Source organism: Cohnella rhizosphaerae (genome assembly GCF_029525575.1).
Taxonomy (GTDB): Bacteria; Bacillota; Bacilli; order Paenibacillales; family Paenibacillaceae; genus Cohnella; species Cohnella rhizosphaerae.
The window spans coordinates 871,489-886,327 of the sequence record NZ_JAPDIA010000009.1 but is presented as its reverse complement, the minus strand read 5'-3'; the positions used below and the strand labels follow the sequence as shown (position 1 = coordinate 886,327).

Genomic DNA, 14,839 nt, shown 5'->3' with positions numbered 1-14,839 from the left:
CATTAGTCCCGCATAAAGAACTGCATGGTCTTGTCGCTCGAGCCCGGCAGGCCTTCGTGCCCGAAGTCGGGATAAACGACCAGATCCTTCTTCGCCGTGATCTTGTTGTACGCGGCGAACTGCGTCGAAGGCGGGCAGACGGAATCCATCAGTCCGACGAACATGAGTACTTCGCCTTGAATGCGATCGGCCAGATATTGAAGATCGATATAGCCGAGCCTGGTGAACACCTCTTCCTCTCGTTCGTGCGTCGGGTCGAAGCGGCGGAAGTGGTCGCGCAGCTCCTGATAGGCGTCCTTCGCCAGGTCCATCTCCCATACGCGCTTGTAGTCGCACAGGAAAGGGAAGACCGGCGCGAGCTTGGAAATGCGAGGCTCAAGCGCCGCGCAAGCGATCGTGAGCGCGCCCCCCTGCGAGCCGCCGGCCGCATAGACGCGGGACGGATCGACTTCCGGGAGACCGAGCGCGATGCCGGCGAGCTGCGCCGTGTCGAGGAAAATATGGCGGAACAGCAGGTTGTCCGGATGATCGTCCAGACCGCGGATAATATGCCCGTTCAGCGTATTGCCCTTCACGCCGCCGACATCCTCGGACTTGCCGCCTTGCCCGCGGGCATCCATCGACAGCACGGAATAGCCGAGCGCCGCGAAGGCGAGCTTGTCGCTCCAGTCGCCCGCGCTGCCCGAATAGCCGTGGAACTGTACGACGGCCGGATGCGGCTCCTGCACGTTTTTGGGACGGATATACTTCGCGTGTATGCGCGCGCCTCTGACGCCCGTAAAGTACAGGTCGAAGCAATCCGCCTGCGGAGACTGAAATTCGCTCGGCACGAGCTCGACCTGCGGATCGGTCGCCTTCAGCTCGGCGAGCGCGCGCTCCCAGTATTCGTCGAAGTCGGCCGGGCGCGGATTGCGTCCCCGGTATTCCTTTAACTGATCTAACGGCATATCCAGTGCAGGCACGATAAATCTTCCCCTTTGACGATTGTTGTGTCGGGATGGCGTTCCCGGCTCCGTCCGTATTGAAGCGTATTCATTGTACCATAGACTGGAAAAGCTGTCCCTTTCCTTTTCTTGTTCTTTTTGCGCGCTTTTATGGCATTATTGCCATTCGACGCGCCGAACATGGCGGAGTCCGTGCAACGCCGAAATCACGTTTTCCTTATCGCAGGAAGACGGCAGCTTGATCGACAGGTCGACGGCGAGCCCGCCTTTGTCGTCGCGGTGCGTCTCGATCGCGACCAGCGACACCCGGAGCTCCTTCAGCTTGGCGAGCAGGTCGTCCATCGCGTCCTCGCGGTCCTCCAGCCGAATGCCGACATGCTCGGCCGCCGCTTGGCCTAGACGGCCGATGCTGCGCTGGAGCACCGTCTGCCCAAGCACGATCAGGACGACGGCGCCTCCGCCGACGATGTACAGACCGGCACCGATCGCCATGCCCATCCCCGCGGTCGACCAGACGCCGGCCGCCGTCGTCAGTCCTTTGACCGTCTGCTTCTGCAAAATGATCATGCCCGCTCCGAGAAAGCCGACGCCGCTGACGACCTGCGCCGCGATTCGCGAAGGATCGAGCGACACGTTATCCCAATCGCGCTGATCCATGAAGCCGTATTTGGACAGCACCATCATCAGCGCGGCGCCCATGCCGACGATAAAGTGCGTTTTGATGCCCGCTTCTTTCATTCTGCTCTTGCGTTCGTAGCCGATGATCGCTCCGCACAATCCCGCGGCAGCGATCCGAAGCAAGCCACTCCCATTCCATCCGCACCACGTCCTCTTTCCTTCGGTTTATCGAAAAATCGTGTCCATAACCGTTTTATTACCCTTGCCGATAATATCCCGCAACGCACAAAAAAAGCCGGACTCCGATTGGAGTCCGGCCGATATAGCTTATATTCGCGGGGGCGTGAATTAGAATCCGCCCATGCCGCCCATATCGCCCATGCCGCCAGGCATGCCTGCAGGCGCTTTGTCCTTCTCGGGCTTGTCGGTGATGACCGCTTCGGTCGTCAGGAACAGGCCAGCGACGGATGCCGCGTTTTGCAGCGCGGAGCGGGTTACCTTCACCGGATCGATGATACCGGCTTCGAACATGTTGACCCATTCGCCGGTAGCGGCATTGTAACCGACGCCGACTTCTTCCTTCTTGAGGCGCTCGACGATGACGGAGCCTTCTTGGCCGGCGTTGGCAGCGATCGTCCGGATCGGCTCTTCGAGCGAACGCAGGATGATGTTGACGCCGGTCTTCTCGTCGCCGGAAGCGTCGACAGCCGCTACAGCGTTGTATACGTTAACCAGCGCCGTGCCGCCGCCGGATACGATGCCTTCTTCGACGGCTGCGCGGGTCGCGTTCAGCGCGTCTTCGATGCGGAGCTTGCGCTCTTTCAGTTCGGTCTCGGTAGCCGCGCCGACCTTGATGACGGCTACGCCGCCGGCCAGCTTCGCCAGACGCTCTTGCAGCTTTTCGCGATCGAAGTCGGAGGTCGTCTCTTCGATTTGAGCGCGGATTTGGTTGACGCGCGCCTTGATGTCGCCCGAGTCGCCTGCGCCGTCGACGATGATCGTGTTTTCCTTGTTGACGCGAATTTGGCGGGCGGAGCCCAGTTGGTTCACGTTCGTGGACTTCAACTCAAGACCGAGCTCTTCGGTGATCACTTGACCGCCGGTCAGAGCCGCGATGTCTTGCAGCATCGCCTTGCGGCGGTCGCCGAAGCCAGGCGCTTTGACGGCTACGCAAGTGAACGTGCCGCGCAGACGGTTGACGATCAGCGTCGCTTGCGCTTCGCCTTCGACGTCCTCGGCGATGATCAGCAGCTGCTTGCCGGATTGTACGACCTTCTCCAGGATAGGCAGAATCTCCTGAATGTTGGAGATCTTCTTGTCCGTGATCAGGATGTACGGATTGTCGAGCACGGCTTCCATCTTGTCCGTGTCGGTGATCATGTAAGGGGACACGTAGCCGCGGTCGAACTGCATGCCTTCGACGACGTCCAGTTCGGTCAGGAAGCCCTTCGATTCTTCGACAGTGATGACGCCGTCTTTGCCGACCTTCTCCATCGCTTCGGCGATCAGCTTGCCGACTTCTTCGTCAGCCGCGGAGATCGATGCGACTTGCGCGATGTCGTTGCTGCCTTCGACTTGCTTGGAGATCGCCTTCAGTTGCTCGACAGCCGCGCGTACGGCTTTGTCGATACCCTTGCGAACGCCCATCGGGTTCGCGCCGGCGGTGACGTTCTTCAGGCCTTCGCGGATGATCGCTTGCGCCAGAACCGTAGCGGTCGTCGTGCCGTCGCCGGCGACGTCGTTCGTCTTGGTCGCGACTTCTTTGACGAGCTGAGCACCTGCGTTTTCGAACGCGTCCTCAAGCTCGATCTCCTTGGCGATCGTCACGCCGTCGTTCGTAATCAGCGGGGAGCCGAACTTCTTCTCGAGCACGACGTTGCGGCCTTTCGGTCCGAGCGTTACTTTAACGGCATTGGCCAGAGTGTCGACACCGCGGAGCATTGCGCGGCGCGCGTCTTCGCTAAACTTGATTTCCTTAGCCATTCTTCAATAACCCTCCTCGAAATTGTTTCCTATTCGGATAGGTACTGCATGCGGTTGCTTATGTCAGCGGTTATCCGCCGGCTTAGCCGACGATCGCGTGAATGTCGCTTTCTTTCATAATCAAATACTCTTTGCCTTCGTACTTGATCTCGGTTCCCGCATATTTGGAGAACAGAACGCGATCGCCTACGCTGACTTCCAGCGCGATGCGCGCGCCGTCTTTGCCGACTGCGCCGGCGCCTACCGCGATAATGGTGCCTTCTTGCGGCTTCTCCTTGGCCGTGTCCGGCAGAACGATACCGCTCAGCGTCTTTTCTTCCTTGGCGCTTGCTTCGACAAGCACGCGATCACCCAAAGGTTTGATCATGAAAATAGCCTCCTTTTTTACTCCGTTGCGGAGAATTTTGCGAAGTTTAGCACTCAATCGTGTTAAGTGCTAATAACCAATACCTATAATACTGATTTTGGATAACCATTTCAAGTCCCTTTGCGTTAAAAAAATAAAGACGGATCCGCAGCAAGGGCGGATCCGCGCTTATTCGACATCCTTTTATCTTTTGCTTAAAACGTCCCGGACCTTGTGCCTTGTCCGCGGCGAAGGGCGTCTTCTTACGTTCTGAAGTTGCCGACCAGCGTCTTCAAACGGGCCGCCATCGTGCTGAGCCTGTCCGCCGTGCGGGCCATCTCTTCCGTCGAGGACAGCTGCTGCTGGCTCATCGCGGTGACCTGCTCGGTGAAGGACGCGTTCTCCTCCGTAATGCGCGTGATGTCGGTAATCGACTGCTGCACCGACTGGCTGCCCGCGGACATTTGCTCGACTGCCGCCGCGACGTCCCCGATATTGGCGCTCAGCTTGCCGACCTCGCCCACGATCTCTCTGAACGCGGACTCGGCGTGCTGCATGCCCGATACGGCGCCGAACACCTGCTCAGCGCTTTGCTCGAACATGGCGGCCACCTTCGTGATGTCGCCGGACATCGCTTCAAGCGTCGTCGCGATCTGTACGGCGGATTGTTGGGTCTGGTCGGCCAGCTTGCGGATCTCGCCGGCGACGACGGCGAAGCCGCGGCCGTGCTCTCCCGCGCGCGCGGCTTCGATCGCCGCGTTCAGGGCAAGCAGGTTCGTCTGACTCGAGATTTCCGAGATATAGCCGATGACCTCGATGACCTTCTCGGATTTGTGATTAAGACCGCGAACCGTCTCCTGAAGCGAGCGGAACGCCGACTCCACCTGCACGATATCGCTCGAGGTCGTCTGAAGCAGGGTCGAACCGCCTTCGGCGCGGTCTCTTGTCGACTGGGCGGCGTCGGATACGCCGGTCGTCGTCGAAGCGACTTGCGTCAGACCGCTGATCGTCTCGGTCATGACGGCCGAGATCTGCTGCGATTGCGCCACTTGCGTCTCCGAGCCCGCTGCTACGCGCTCGACGGCTCTCGAAACTTCGCTGCTCACTCTCGCGTTTTCGTCCGCGCCCGTTTTCAGTTGAATGGCGGATGCCGCAAGCTCGGCCGTATTTTCCCTGAGCTCCTTCATCATCTTCTGAAGTCCGTCCAGCATCGCGTTGGCGGCCGTCGCCAGGTCGCCCACCTCGTCCTTCGTATAGACCGGAATGCGCTGGGTCAGGTCGCCGCCCGAGCCCGCAATGTTCTTGAGCGTTCCCGTGACGCCTCCGATCGAATGGAGAAGCTTGCGGGAGAGGTTCAGCAACGCCAAGCCGCCGCCGACCAGAATGAGCGCGTAAATCACGATTACTTCAATTAATAAAGCCGAATGCCCTTTGAACACAGAAGCCGCCGCCAGCATAATAAACGACAGCACCAGCAAAACGACCGTCGCGACATAACCGATCAAAAACTTCGTCTGCAAGCTGAATCCCGAATTGCGCATGCTTTACCCCTCCGAATTAATGTCGCTTGCCCGCTTCTATGTAAGCACTTCCAAAACGAATCACAGTCACATTTTAGCACAAGTTCGTATTGGATAATATCGGATTATGTCGAATACATGAAAGGATTTTAATTTTTTGTCGCCAAACTTGAATCGACCGCCCTAAAAGGACGGTTCTCCCGCCCTAATAGACTGCGTTTATTCCCGTTTGAACGATATCCCCTTCGGTCAGGACACGTGCCGAATCGCCTAGTCGCCGTCCCAGGATGGGCTTAGACGACTTAGAGGCTAGACGGCTTCGACCGATTAGACCTTAGACCACTTAGAGGGCTTGGTGGGCTTGGTGGGCTTGGTGGGCTTGGTGGGCTTGGTGGGCTTGGTGGGCTTGGTGGGCTTGGTGGGCTTGGTGGGCTTGGTGGGCTTGGTGGGCTTGGTGGGCTTGGTGGGCTTGGTGGGCTTGGGCGAAATTGGGTTTAATTAGACGAATATATAAATTCGACGTAAACGTCGATCACCGGAGAGGCGAGTCAATTCGAAACCGATCGGCGGCAAGATATCGCTTGCGTCCCCTTTCCTGTTCAAAGGGGATATCGTTCAAAAGCGTTAATGAGGCCTGTTTGCGTCCTTTACAATCGCAAAAAAAGCCGCCAACCGCGCAGATGGTTGCGGGTTGGCGCGTATCCGATGGACCGATGGACCGATGGACCAGGGAGCCGTTATTTTTGTTCTTTTCGCGTTTCGCGGCCAGCTCGCGGACACAGCGGCCGCTACTGCGGGATGGACGGCCTTTTTTTAGCCTTGATCCGGCTTAATAAGGTCCCTCCAGTCCGAAACGATCGCATTTAGTACCCGTTTTTACGAAATAGTTATCATGAACGAAACCGACATCCTGTTTGCTTATCTCGGAGGTTACATTTGGGAAAAATGGCGTTTACAGAAACACCCATTTACCAAATACAGAGCTCAAAGCAAAAGGAGTCGGTTTAGTATGAGTATGGCCATCAAGTACGTAGGTTTAGACGTATCCAAATCCAAAATCGCGGTTGCCTTCGCGGATGAGGGACGAGGAGAAGCACGGTACTTTGGCGTCATCGAGCATAGCAAGGAAGCGGTATTGAAACTCCTGCAAAGGCTTGCGTCGTCCGGGTGAGAAAGAGGAGGTGACTTTAAGGGTCTGTTACGAGGCAGGTCCCACCGGCTATGTGCTCTATCGTTGGCTATTGACGGCAGGCATCGCTTGCAGCGTGGTCGCGCCCTCGCTCATTCCCAAGCGTGCCGGCGACCGGGTCAAAACAGACAAACGGGATGCCATTCGACTCGCACAGCTGTATCGCGCAGGAGAACTGACGCCGGTATACGTGCCCACGCCAGCAGACGAAAGCTTGCGGGATCTCGTTCGCGCACGCGAGGATGCGGTCGAGGATTTGAATCGTTTTAAGCAACGACTGGGCAAGTTTCTGCTTCGCCACCAGCTTCAGGACGCCAAAGGCGCCAAACCCGGAACTTTCGCGTACGAGGAATGGCTGGATACGCTGCGTTTTCCCGAGGACAGCTGCAAACAAATGACCTTTCAGGAGTACCGCCAATCGATTTGGGAAACGAAGGAGCGAATCAAACGATACGAAAAGCAAATTGAAGAACAAGCCGCTTTAAGCGAGCAGGCGCCGGTCGTTCAAGCGCTGCAAGCCTTGCGAGGCGTAGCAACCGTCACAGCCGTTACGCTTTCATCCGAGATGATGAGCAGCGACCGCTTTCACTCCGCCTCTTCGTTTATGAGTTACTGCGGACTGGTCAGCAGCGAATACTCCTCGGGAGGCAGCCCGCTGGCAAGGCCGTATTACGAAAGCCGGGAATGCGCATCTGCGTCGGGTACTGGTGGAAGCCGCGAAAAGTTACCGACACGCGCCCGCGATTCGCAGAAGAATGCGCGACCGTATCGAGGGGCTGCCACCGGAGGTTCAGTCGATTGCCTGGAGCGCGCAGCATCGATTACACAAGAAGTATTGGAGTCTGGCGCGAAGAGGAAAGCACAAGGGTTGCATCGCGGTCGCGATTGCCAGAGAACTGGCGGGGTTTGTATGGGCGATTGCTAAGGAGATCGAGAAGCTTCGTTTGCAAGCAGCGGTGTAAACAACGGGTCCGAACAAAGGAGGCGATTGAGGGGAAGCGATTCTTTTTTTACCTCAGAGGCAAAATCAGGCAAGGTGGAGAGAAAACCGCGTGAGCCGCTTGAGCAAGCGAATGCTTATGCTCGTCAATAGTTAGCGGGTAAGCTCTCTCCAGACGTATGAATAACATGTGTGAATCCACGAATATCAGATTGCCGACCAGCGAATTGCTTTTGCCTCTGAGCTAAAGAAGAATTGGCCCCTTCCGTCCCCTAAAGGGGAAACGCAGGGAGCGACGCCCCCCTGCACCCCGTTACTCGCCGTAGGGGCACCTCCGGGCATTTCCATGCCGGAGATCCAGAAAAGTATGGGAAATGATGCGACCGCCTGTAAAGAAAATCGCTTGACAGGCTTCTATTCGCTATTGTCAAAAACACGGGTGCAAACAGAGACGCTTGACAGTTTCGTTCATATCAGCGTCTCCCGTGTCCAATTCCCACTATCTGACTTACGTTAAACCGTTAGCCGCCGCAGTTTACCTATTGCGCCAACACGCACGTCAAGCCTGTAATTTCTCCACTTTTCGGACATATAAAAAAACGTTTGCCGCGTAGGCTGAGCCAGCCCATCCGGCAAACGTATCCTTACGCGCTAATCGTCTTCGTCCAATGCGGCTTCCCGTTCGGCGGCACGTCGCATACGCTTGTTGTAGGCGCTCGCCGACAATAGCACGCTGATCTCGTAGAGGAGGATGAGCGGCACCGCCACGAGCAGATCCGAGATGACGTCCGGAGGCGTCACCACGACGCCGACGACGGCCATGACGAACCAGGCCAGCTTCCTCAGCTTGCGCAGCAACGCGGGGCTAAGGATGCCGATCCTTGTAAGAAATAAGATGACGATCGGCAACTCGAACAAGAGCGACATCGGCACCAGGATGTTGAACAAGAAGCTGAAGTATTGGTTGGCCCCGTAAACTTGCTTCAGTCCCAGATTCTCCGTTACTTTCTCCGTGAACGAATACGCCATCGGGAAAATCACGTAGTAAGCAAAGGCCAACCCGGCCAAAAACATGAAGAGCGCACCGGGGATGTACCGCAGCGTCGCGCGCTGTTCCTTTTTTCCAAGCGCGGGCTTCACGAACGCCCACAACTGGAAGAGGGTGAACGGAATCACGACGATAAACGAGATGACAAAAGCGAACTTCATATAAAGGCTGATCGCGTCCCATGGCGAGAAAGCGCTGAGGTCGACCTGTCCCGACGGCGCGGCGTCGATGAGATAATCGAACAGCGGCTCCGCGCCGAACAAGCCCCCCGACCAACGCGAGAACCAGCACGATGATGATATAAATAACCCTTTTGCGCAGTTCTCCGATATGCTCCATGAGCGGCATGCCGCCCATTTCCATCGTATCGGCCCTTGCGTCCAAGCGCTCCGCCATATGCGACCTCCGCCCTATCGTACATAAAAAATCAGGACGGCTCACTAAATCAAGCCGCCCTCTTATTCATGAATGCTCTTTCGTCCGAGCCGATCGCTCGGGAAATCGTCGATAATCTCACGCCAGTCATTCAGGCAGACGGCGTTCCGCCTTAAGCGGCTCCGCTTCCGGAGCGGCTGCGACCTCGCGGCGAGCCGGACGCTCGCTGTCGTCCATCAGATCGTTCGCGCCTTTCTTGAACTCGCGCAGCGTACGGCCGAAAGCCTTGCCGAGCTCCGGCAGTTTGTTCGGTCCGAACAGCAGCAAGGCGATTAGGATCAGCAGAATCAAGCCTGATGCGCCAATACCTCCCATGGTTATCCCTCCCCCCGTCCTGATGTCATGGCCTGCATTCAAAACGAAATGGCACATGCCGCAAATGGCTGCAGCGCGCCCGAAATGACTTCATACTCGCCGTCAACGATGCAATCCACCATACCCCATCGCGGCGATCTCTTGCCGCGTGATGCGCTCTCCGGCCAATACCCGCGGGAGCAGCACGTCGAACGACGTATAGGGATCGTGCATGACGCAGCCCGGCAACCCGAAAATCGGCACGCCCTTCAAGTAACCGAAAAGCAGCATCGAGCCCGGGAGCATCGGCGTTCCGTAGCTGACGATCTCCGCGCCGGCATCGGCGATGGCGCCCGGCGTTCGGTCGTCCGGATCGACGGACATTCCGCCGGATACCAGTATCATATCATAACGCCGTTCCAGGAAGTAGTACAAGTGGTTGACAATTGTTTGTCGGTCGTCCGGCGCGAAGCGCTGCTCGGCCAACTCCGAGCCGAGCGCCTCGAGCTTCGCCCGGACGGCGGGCCCGAACTTGTCGGCGATGCGCCCCGTGAACACCTCGGTTCCCGTGGACAGCAACCCGGCTCGCATCCGGCGCAGCGGCTTGACGCCGACCGGATCCGCCCCGCCGTGAGCCGCTCTGTAGCTCGCGATGAGCGCCTCCGCCGCGGCGATCTTGGTCTCGGGCACGACGAGCGGGATCGCACGCGAAGCGGCAAGCGCCTCTCCCGCGTTTACGAACCGACCGCCGACGATCGTGGCGAGCGCGATCTCGCCCAGGGCGTTGATCCCGTCCACGACCTCGCGCGCTATGACGGCGAGCCCCGGCGCCGCTGCCTTGAGCGTCACCTTTCCCTCATGAGGTTCGCCGTACACGATCCCTTCTCCGCCCAGCGCGGCGGCCATACGAAGCGCGGCGTCGTCCTCGTGCAGATCTCCTTGCGCGAGCTCGATAACGTACAAGTGCTCCTTACCGATGTCTTTCAGCTTGGGTATATCGTCCGCCGTGACGCGATGCCCCTTGCTGAACAGCCTCCCCCTTGAACGTGCCGGGCACAATCTGCGTCAGATCGTGCGCAAGCGTCAGCCCGACCGCATCCTCGACCTTCACCTCGCGGAGCACGGTTCCGCCCGGCTTGGACAGACCGCTCATCAGTAATCTCGATCCTTGCCGATGCCGGATACGAGCAGCAGCGCGTCGGGCAACTGGTCCATAATCGCCATCAGCATGTCGTTGACGCCCTTCGGGTCGCCCGGCAAATTCACGATCAGCGAGCGGCCCCGGATGGCGATGACGCCGCGGTAGAGCATGTAGTGCCTGCTTCGCTGCATGACCGCGGCCCGCATCGCTTCGGTCATCCCCGGCACCGTCCGCTCGGACACCATCATCGTCGCCTCGGGCGTCACGTCGCGCAATCCGAGACTGGTACCGCCCGTCGTCAGCACCAGATCGGCCTGAAAGTAGTCGCACATCTCGATCAGGGCGGCGCGCAGCTCGTCCTGTTCGTCGGGCACGACGCGATAGTCGACGATCTCCCCGCCAAGCTCTTCCTCGACCAGCTCCCGGATGACCTGCGCGCTCGTGTCCTCGCGTTCTCCGCGGGAGCCTTTGTCGCTGGCCGTCAGCAGCGCCACTTTCCAAATCATGCCCATCCCCCCCGATTCGCGTCTCCTCAAAAATTCGCAAGCGGCCCCGGCCCGGTCGGCCTAGCCTTCCGCCCGGTAGTCCCCGCTCTTGCCGCCTGTCTTGCTCCGCAGCGCGGTGGGCCCGATCACCATGTCCTTCTGCAGCGCCTTGCACATATCGTAGATCGTCAGCGCGGCGGCGGACACCGCCGTCAATGCCTCCATCTCGACGCCGGTCTTGCCCGTCGTCTTGACTTCGGCCGCGATCGTCAGCGTGTCGTCGCCGCTCGTGCCAAAGCTCACGTTCACGCCCGTCAAGGGCAGCGGATGGCACATCGGGATCCAATCGGACGTCCGCTTGGCCGCTTGAATCGCCGCGATCTGCGCCACCGCCAGCACGTCGCCCTTCTCCACCGTCCGATCCAAAATCCGGGACAGCGTCGAAGGCGCCATCGTGATCCGGCTCTCGGCCACGGCCGTCCTCGCCGTCGACGCCTTGTCCGATACGTCTACCATGACGGCGCGGCCCTGTTCGTTAAAATGCGTCAATCGTCCTTCGCCGCCTGTCATCATGGACCCTCCTCCGCAAACCAGATCAATCCTTCGTCCGTCGCCACCCCGTGAAGCGCCAGATCGTGCGTCTCCTTCGGCAGCGCTTCGTCGGACAACTGCAGCGCATACGCAAAGCCGATCCAGTAAGGCAATCGCCCCGCACCGATCGCTTCGGCCAAACGGTCGTAATAGCCGCCGCCGTACCCCAGCCTGCCGCCCCGCCGGTCGAAGGCCATGCCCGGCACCAGCACCGCGTCGGGCCGCTCGCCCGCCGCAAGCGGCTCCGTGCGAAGCGGATCCGGACTCGGCACGCCGTAACGCTCCGGTTGCCAGTCCGCCGGCGAAGTGACGATTCGCAAGTCCATCCCGCCGCCTTCCTCGCGAATGCGCGGCGCGACCGCCCGATGGCCGCCGGCGACGCACCATGACAGCACGCCGGCCGGATCGGCCTCCGAGCGGAACGCGCCGTATAAGACCACGGTCAGCGGACGCCCCAGCTTCAGGCATAACGGCTGAAGCGCCTGCGCGACGACCACGTCGCAAAGCCTGCTCGAAAGCGCCTCTCGCTCATACGGCGTCAGAGCGTCGCGCCTTGCCGCCATCGCCTTGCGCAACGCCGGCTTCAATGCGCCTTCCGGCTCCTTCGCGTGCATTCGCCATCCCTCATTAATGCCACTCGAATTCATAGATAGCAATAGTGTAACATTTTTCCGAACGGTACGCCAAAGCGCATTTATACGGAAAACGGCTAGCCCGGTCTTCCATTTGAACGCCATGCGCTTTGGACGTTCAACCCTTTTTGCGATAAACTTGATTCAACTACAAGATTTCGTTCGGAGGGAATCCTCTTGCTTTTACAGGCATCCGGCATCATCAAGCATTACGGCGTCACCCCTATATTAGAAGGCGTCTCGCTGCAAATCGGCGAGCGCGACCGTATCGGCCTCGTCGGCGTCAACGGGGCGGGCAAGTCGACCTTCCTTAAAATTCTGGCGGGCGAACTCGATTCCGACCAAGGTTCCGTGTCAAAGCCGCGCGAGCTGCGGATCGGTTATCTGGCGCAAAACAGCGGGCTCGACCAGCGGTTGACCATCCAGGAAGTGATGAACGCCGCGTTCGGCCCCCCTGCTCGAACAAGAACGCGCTTTGGGGCGGCTAGAAGCGCGCATCGCGGATCCGGCCGAGCAAGCCGACGCGGCCCGCTATGAAGCGCTGCTCGCGCAGTATGCCGACGCGAACGACCGGTTCCGCGAAGCCGGCGGCTTCGAGATGAACAACCGCATCCGGGCCGTGCTCCACGGCATGGGCTTCGGCGACTTTCCGCGCGATACGGTCGTCTCGTCGCTGAGCGGCGGGCAGCGAACCCGCCTCGCGCTCGCCAGGCTGCTCGTCGTGCAGCCAGAGCTGTTGCTGCTCGACGAACCGACGAACCACCTCGACATCGACACGCTGACCTGGCTTGAACAGTATTTGCGCACGTATTCCGGCGCGATGGTCATCGTTTCGCACGACCGTTATTTTTTGGACGCCACCGTCTCTTCTATCGTAGAGATCGAGCGCCAGGCGGCGACGCGCTACACCGGCAACTATACGCGATTCATGGAGCTCAAGGCGGCAGATTTTGCCCAGAAGGTCAAGCTGTACGAGCAGCAGCGCAAGGAAATCCAGCGGATGGAAGAGTTCATCCAGAAAAATATCGTTCGCGCCACCACGACGCGCCGCGCCCAAAGCCGCAGGAACGCGCTCGAACGCATCGAACGGCTGGAGCGTCCGGGAACGCTGAAGCAGGCAAGCTTCTCCTTCACGGCCGAGCGGCGCACGGGCAAGGACGTCCTGCAGGTTTACGACGCGTCGGCGGCGCCGGTAGAAGGCATCAGCCCTCTTTTCCGCCATGTGGGCTTCGAGGCCAAGCGCGGCGAGCGCATCGCGCTGCTCGGTCCCAACGGCGTCGGCAAGACAACGCTGCTGCGCGCGCTGGTCGGCCAACTGCCGCTCACGGCAGGCACGATCCGATGGGGCACGGGCGTGCAGCTCGGCTATTACGACCAGGAGCAGCGCGGACTCAATCCGGCCAACACGGTGCTCGAGGAAGTGTGGAGCAACTATCCGACGCTGCCCGAAGCCGAGATCCGCACCGTGCTGGGCAACTTCCTGTTCAGCGGCGAAGACGTCCGCAAGACCGTCGGCTCGCTCAGCGGCGGCGAAAAGGCGCGTGTCGCCCTGTCCAAGCTCATGCTGATGAAAGCTAACGTGCTCGTGCTCGACGAGCCGACCAACCATCTGGATCTATGGAGCCGCGAAGTACTCGAGGGCGCTTTGGAGGAGTATGACGGCACGCTGCTGTTCGTGTCCCACGACCGTTACTTCCTCAACAGGCTTGCGGATCGTGTCGTAGAGCTCGGGCCGGAGGGGGCCGCGCATTTCCTGGGAAATTATGACGAAATGGTCGCGAAAAAACGCGAATTGGAGGAATGGGCAGCCGCATCGGCCGCCGGCGGGTCTGCTTCCGCAACTGGAGCCGCTTCGGCAGCCCCGTCTCCCGTCGCCGATTACGAGGCGGAAAAGCAGGCCAAACGCGAAGAACGAGCTAAACAACGCAAGCTGGAACAGGCCGAGGCCGACATCTCGAAGCTGGAGGCGGAGATCGCGGCGCTCGAGGAAGAGATGGCGCTGCCGGAAGTTTGCACGGACTTCGTCCGGCTGCGCGAGGTTCAAGCCAAGCTGGAGGAAAAGCAGCGGGCGCTTGAGACGACGTTCGGCGTATGGGAATCGTTGATGTAAAATGCCTGTTCTTAAGCGGCGTTAAACGCGTCTTTGCCTTGCCGAAGCGATATTCAATAGCCGCTCCGCCTCGTCATAAGACGAAGCCTTGGGCGGCTTTTTCATGCCTGGATTTCATTTGCGAGCAGATTTTGTTGATATGGATTAAAAAAAAATGTTACCCCCAACTTTATCAACAGCACACGATCGAATTGGACCTGCCGATCGGATAGCGATGCGCCAAAAAAAAGGCTTTATATCGCATAATTGAAGGCGGGGATAATCGAGCGAAATTGTTGTCCTTTCGATTATCCCCATAATCCACATTTTTTAAGAACACAATTTGAAAATATAATCCACGTTTTCAAGATAACACTCCGTTTACTCTCCCAACACATTTCCGAGTCTTATCCACATTATTCACAGGGGATGTGGACAACTTTGCCCACATCCTCCATATGCAGTTTTGGAAGCCATAACCCTTGATTTTTTATCGAACTTGTATTCCGATCCCGAAGGAGGGCAAAGCACAGAAAAGCACCTGAACGATCGACGGGGTCGGTGTCGAATCGTTCAAGCGCTTT

12 protein-coding genes and 3 pseudogenes are annotated in these 14,839 nt (G+C 58.9%); 4 read left to right on the top strand and 11 right to left on the bottom strand.

Translation table 11 applies throughout. The annotated features are described in order from the left end of the window. Nucleotides 1-2 precede the first annotated feature (2 nt). From OMP40_RS38185 to OMP40_RS38165, 5 genes are all read right to left on the bottom strand, one after another. Complete coding sequence (locus tag OMP40_RS38185; protein WP_277539437.1) at nucleotides 3-962, bottom strand: alpha/beta fold hydrolase; 960 nt, start codon at nucleotides 960-962, stop codon at nucleotides 3-5. Between the two features lie 138 nt (nucleotides 963-1,100). Further along, the gene (locus tag OMP40_RS38180) at nucleotides 1,101-1,745 is read right to left on the bottom strand and encodes an MgtC/SapB family protein (protein ID WP_277539436.1); all 645 of its coding nucleotides are present in this window, start codon (nucleotides 1,743-1,745) and stop codon (nucleotides 1,101-1,103) included. Between the two features lie 165 nt (nucleotides 1,746-1,910). Then, nucleotides 1,911-3,545, bottom strand: coding sequence for a chaperonin GroEL (gene groL / locus OMP40_RS38175; RefSeq protein ID WP_277539434.1), 1,635 nt, complete (start codon nucleotides 3,543-3,545; stop codon nucleotides 1,911-1,913). A gap of 82 nt (nucleotides 3,546-3,627) precedes the next feature. Beyond that, on the bottom strand, nucleotides 3,628-3,912 hold the full coding sequence (gene groES / locus OMP40_RS38170; protein ID WP_090110743.1) for a co-chaperone GroES: 285 nt from the start codon (nucleotides 3,910-3,912) through the stop codon (nucleotides 3,628-3,630). 242 nt (nucleotides 3,913-4,154) lie between these two features. Continuing rightward, nucleotides 4,155-5,432 (bottom strand): methyl-accepting chemotaxis protein, encoded by a 1,278-nt coding sequence (locus OMP40_RS38165; protein WP_277539432.1) that lies wholly within the window; start codon nucleotides 5,430-5,432, stop codon nucleotides 4,155-4,157. Between the two features lie 988 nt (nucleotides 5,433-6,420). On the opposite strand from OMP40_RS38165, the gene OMP40_RS38160 reads away from it, so the two are divergent. The 3 genes and pseudogenes from OMP40_RS38160 to OMP40_RS42950 all read left to right on the top strand — a co-directional run bounded on the left by OMP40_RS38160 (nucleotide 6,421) and on the right by OMP40_RS42950 (nucleotide 7,562). After that, entirely contained in the window at nucleotides 6,421-6,582 is a 162-nt protein-coding gene (locus OMP40_RS38160) for a hypothetical protein (protein WP_277529353.1), read from the top strand. Between the two features lie 10 nt (nucleotides 6,583-6,592). After that, nucleotides 6,593-7,192 (top strand): annotated as a pseudogene (locus OMP40_RS42955) (IS110 family RNA-guided transposase); the annotation flags it as partial. Between the two features lie 76 nt (nucleotides 7,193-7,268). After that, nucleotides 7,269-7,562 (top strand): hypothetical protein, encoded by a 294-nt coding sequence (locus tag OMP40_RS42950; protein ID WP_420871956.1) that lies wholly within the window; start codon nucleotides 7,269-7,271, stop codon nucleotides 7,560-7,562. Between the two features lie 629 nt (nucleotides 7,563-8,191). On the opposite strand, the gene tatC is transcribed toward OMP40_RS42950, so the two are convergent. The 6 genes and pseudogenes from tatC to OMP40_RS38125 all read right to left on the bottom strand — a co-directional run bounded on the left by tatC (nucleotide 8,192) and on the right by OMP40_RS38125 (nucleotide 12,148). Further along, nucleotides 8,192-8,851 carry a twin-arginine translocase subunit TatC gene (gene tatC / locus OMP40_RS38150; protein ID WP_338131391.1) on the bottom strand — a complete coding sequence of 220 codons (660 nt, stop codon included), beginning with the start codon at nucleotides 8,849-8,851 and terminating at the stop codon, nucleotides 8,192-8,194. Nucleotides 8,852-9,110: 259 nt separating this feature from the next. Then, nucleotides 9,111-9,338, bottom strand: a complete 228-nt coding sequence (tatA, locus tag OMP40_RS38145; RefSeq protein ID WP_090110747.1) for a twin-arginine translocase TatA/TatE family subunit — start codon at nucleotides 9,336-9,338, stop codon at nucleotides 9,111-9,113. A gap of 102 nt (nucleotides 9,339-9,440) precedes the next feature. Then, nucleotides 9,441-10,470, bottom strand: a pseudogene (locus OMP40_RS38140) (molybdopterin-binding protein). Continuing rightward, nucleotides 10,470-10,964 (bottom strand): MogA/MoaB family molybdenum cofactor biosynthesis protein, encoded by a 495-nt coding sequence (locus OMP40_RS38135; RefSeq protein ID WP_277539428.1) that lies wholly within the window; start codon nucleotides 10,962-10,964, stop codon nucleotides 10,470-10,472. Before OMP40_RS38135 ends, OMP40_RS38140 begins: the two are co-directional and overlap by 1 nt. 60 nt (nucleotides 10,965-11,024) lie before the next feature. Beyond that, on the bottom strand, nucleotides 11,025-11,516 hold the full coding sequence (gene moaC, locus OMP40_RS38130) for a cyclic pyranopterin monophosphate synthase MoaC (protein WP_277539426.1): 492 nt from the start codon (nucleotides 11,514-11,516) through the stop codon (nucleotides 11,025-11,027). After that, complete coding sequence (locus OMP40_RS38125; RefSeq protein ID WP_277539424.1) at nucleotides 11,513-12,148, bottom strand: 5-formyltetrahydrofolate cyclo-ligase; 636 nt, start codon at nucleotides 12,146-12,148, stop codon at nucleotides 11,513-11,515. The genes moaC and OMP40_RS38125 overlap by 4 nt, the downstream gene beginning before the upstream one ends. Nucleotides 12,149-12,343: 195 nt before the next feature. Between OMP40_RS38125 and OMP40_RS38120 the strand changes: the two are divergent. After that, nucleotides 12,344-14,276, top strand: a pseudogene (locus tag OMP40_RS38120) (ABC-F family ATP-binding cassette domain-containing protein). The last annotated feature ends 563 nt before the right edge of the window (nucleotides 14,277-14,839 follow it).

Bases quoted from the DNA above. Each gene is read 5' to 3' on its own strand.
- OMP40_RS38135 (WP_277539428.1), bottom strand. From the start codon at position 10,964: ATGATTTGGAAAGTGGCGCTGCTGACGGCCAGCGACAAAGGCTCCCGC.
- groES (WP_090110743.1), bottom strand. From the start codon at position 3,912: ATGATCAAACCTTTGGGTGATCGCGTGCTTGTCGAAGCAAGCGCCAAG.
- moaC (WP_277539426.1), bottom strand. From the start codon at position 11,516: ATGATGACAGGCGGCGAAGGACGATTGACGCATTTTAACGAACAGGGC.
- tatA (WP_090110747.1), bottom strand. From the start codon at position 9,338: ATGGGAGGTATTGGCGCATCAGGCTTGATTCTGCTGATCCTAATCGCC.
- groL (WP_277539434.1), bottom strand. From the start codon at position 3,545: ATGGCTAAGGAAATCAAGTTTAGCGAAGACGCGCGCCGCGCAATGCTC.
- OMP40_RS38160 (WP_277529353.1), top strand. From the start codon at position 6,421: ATGAGTATGGCCATCAAGTACGTAGGTTTAGACGTATCCAAATCCAAA.
- OMP40_RS38125 (WP_277539424.1), bottom strand. From the start codon at position 12,148: ATGCACGCGAAGGAGCCGGAAGGCGCATTGAAGCCGGCGTTGCGCAAG.
- OMP40_RS38165 (WP_277539432.1), bottom strand. From the start codon at position 5,432: ATGCGCAATTCGGGATTCAGCTTGCAGACGAAGTTTTTGATCGGTTAT.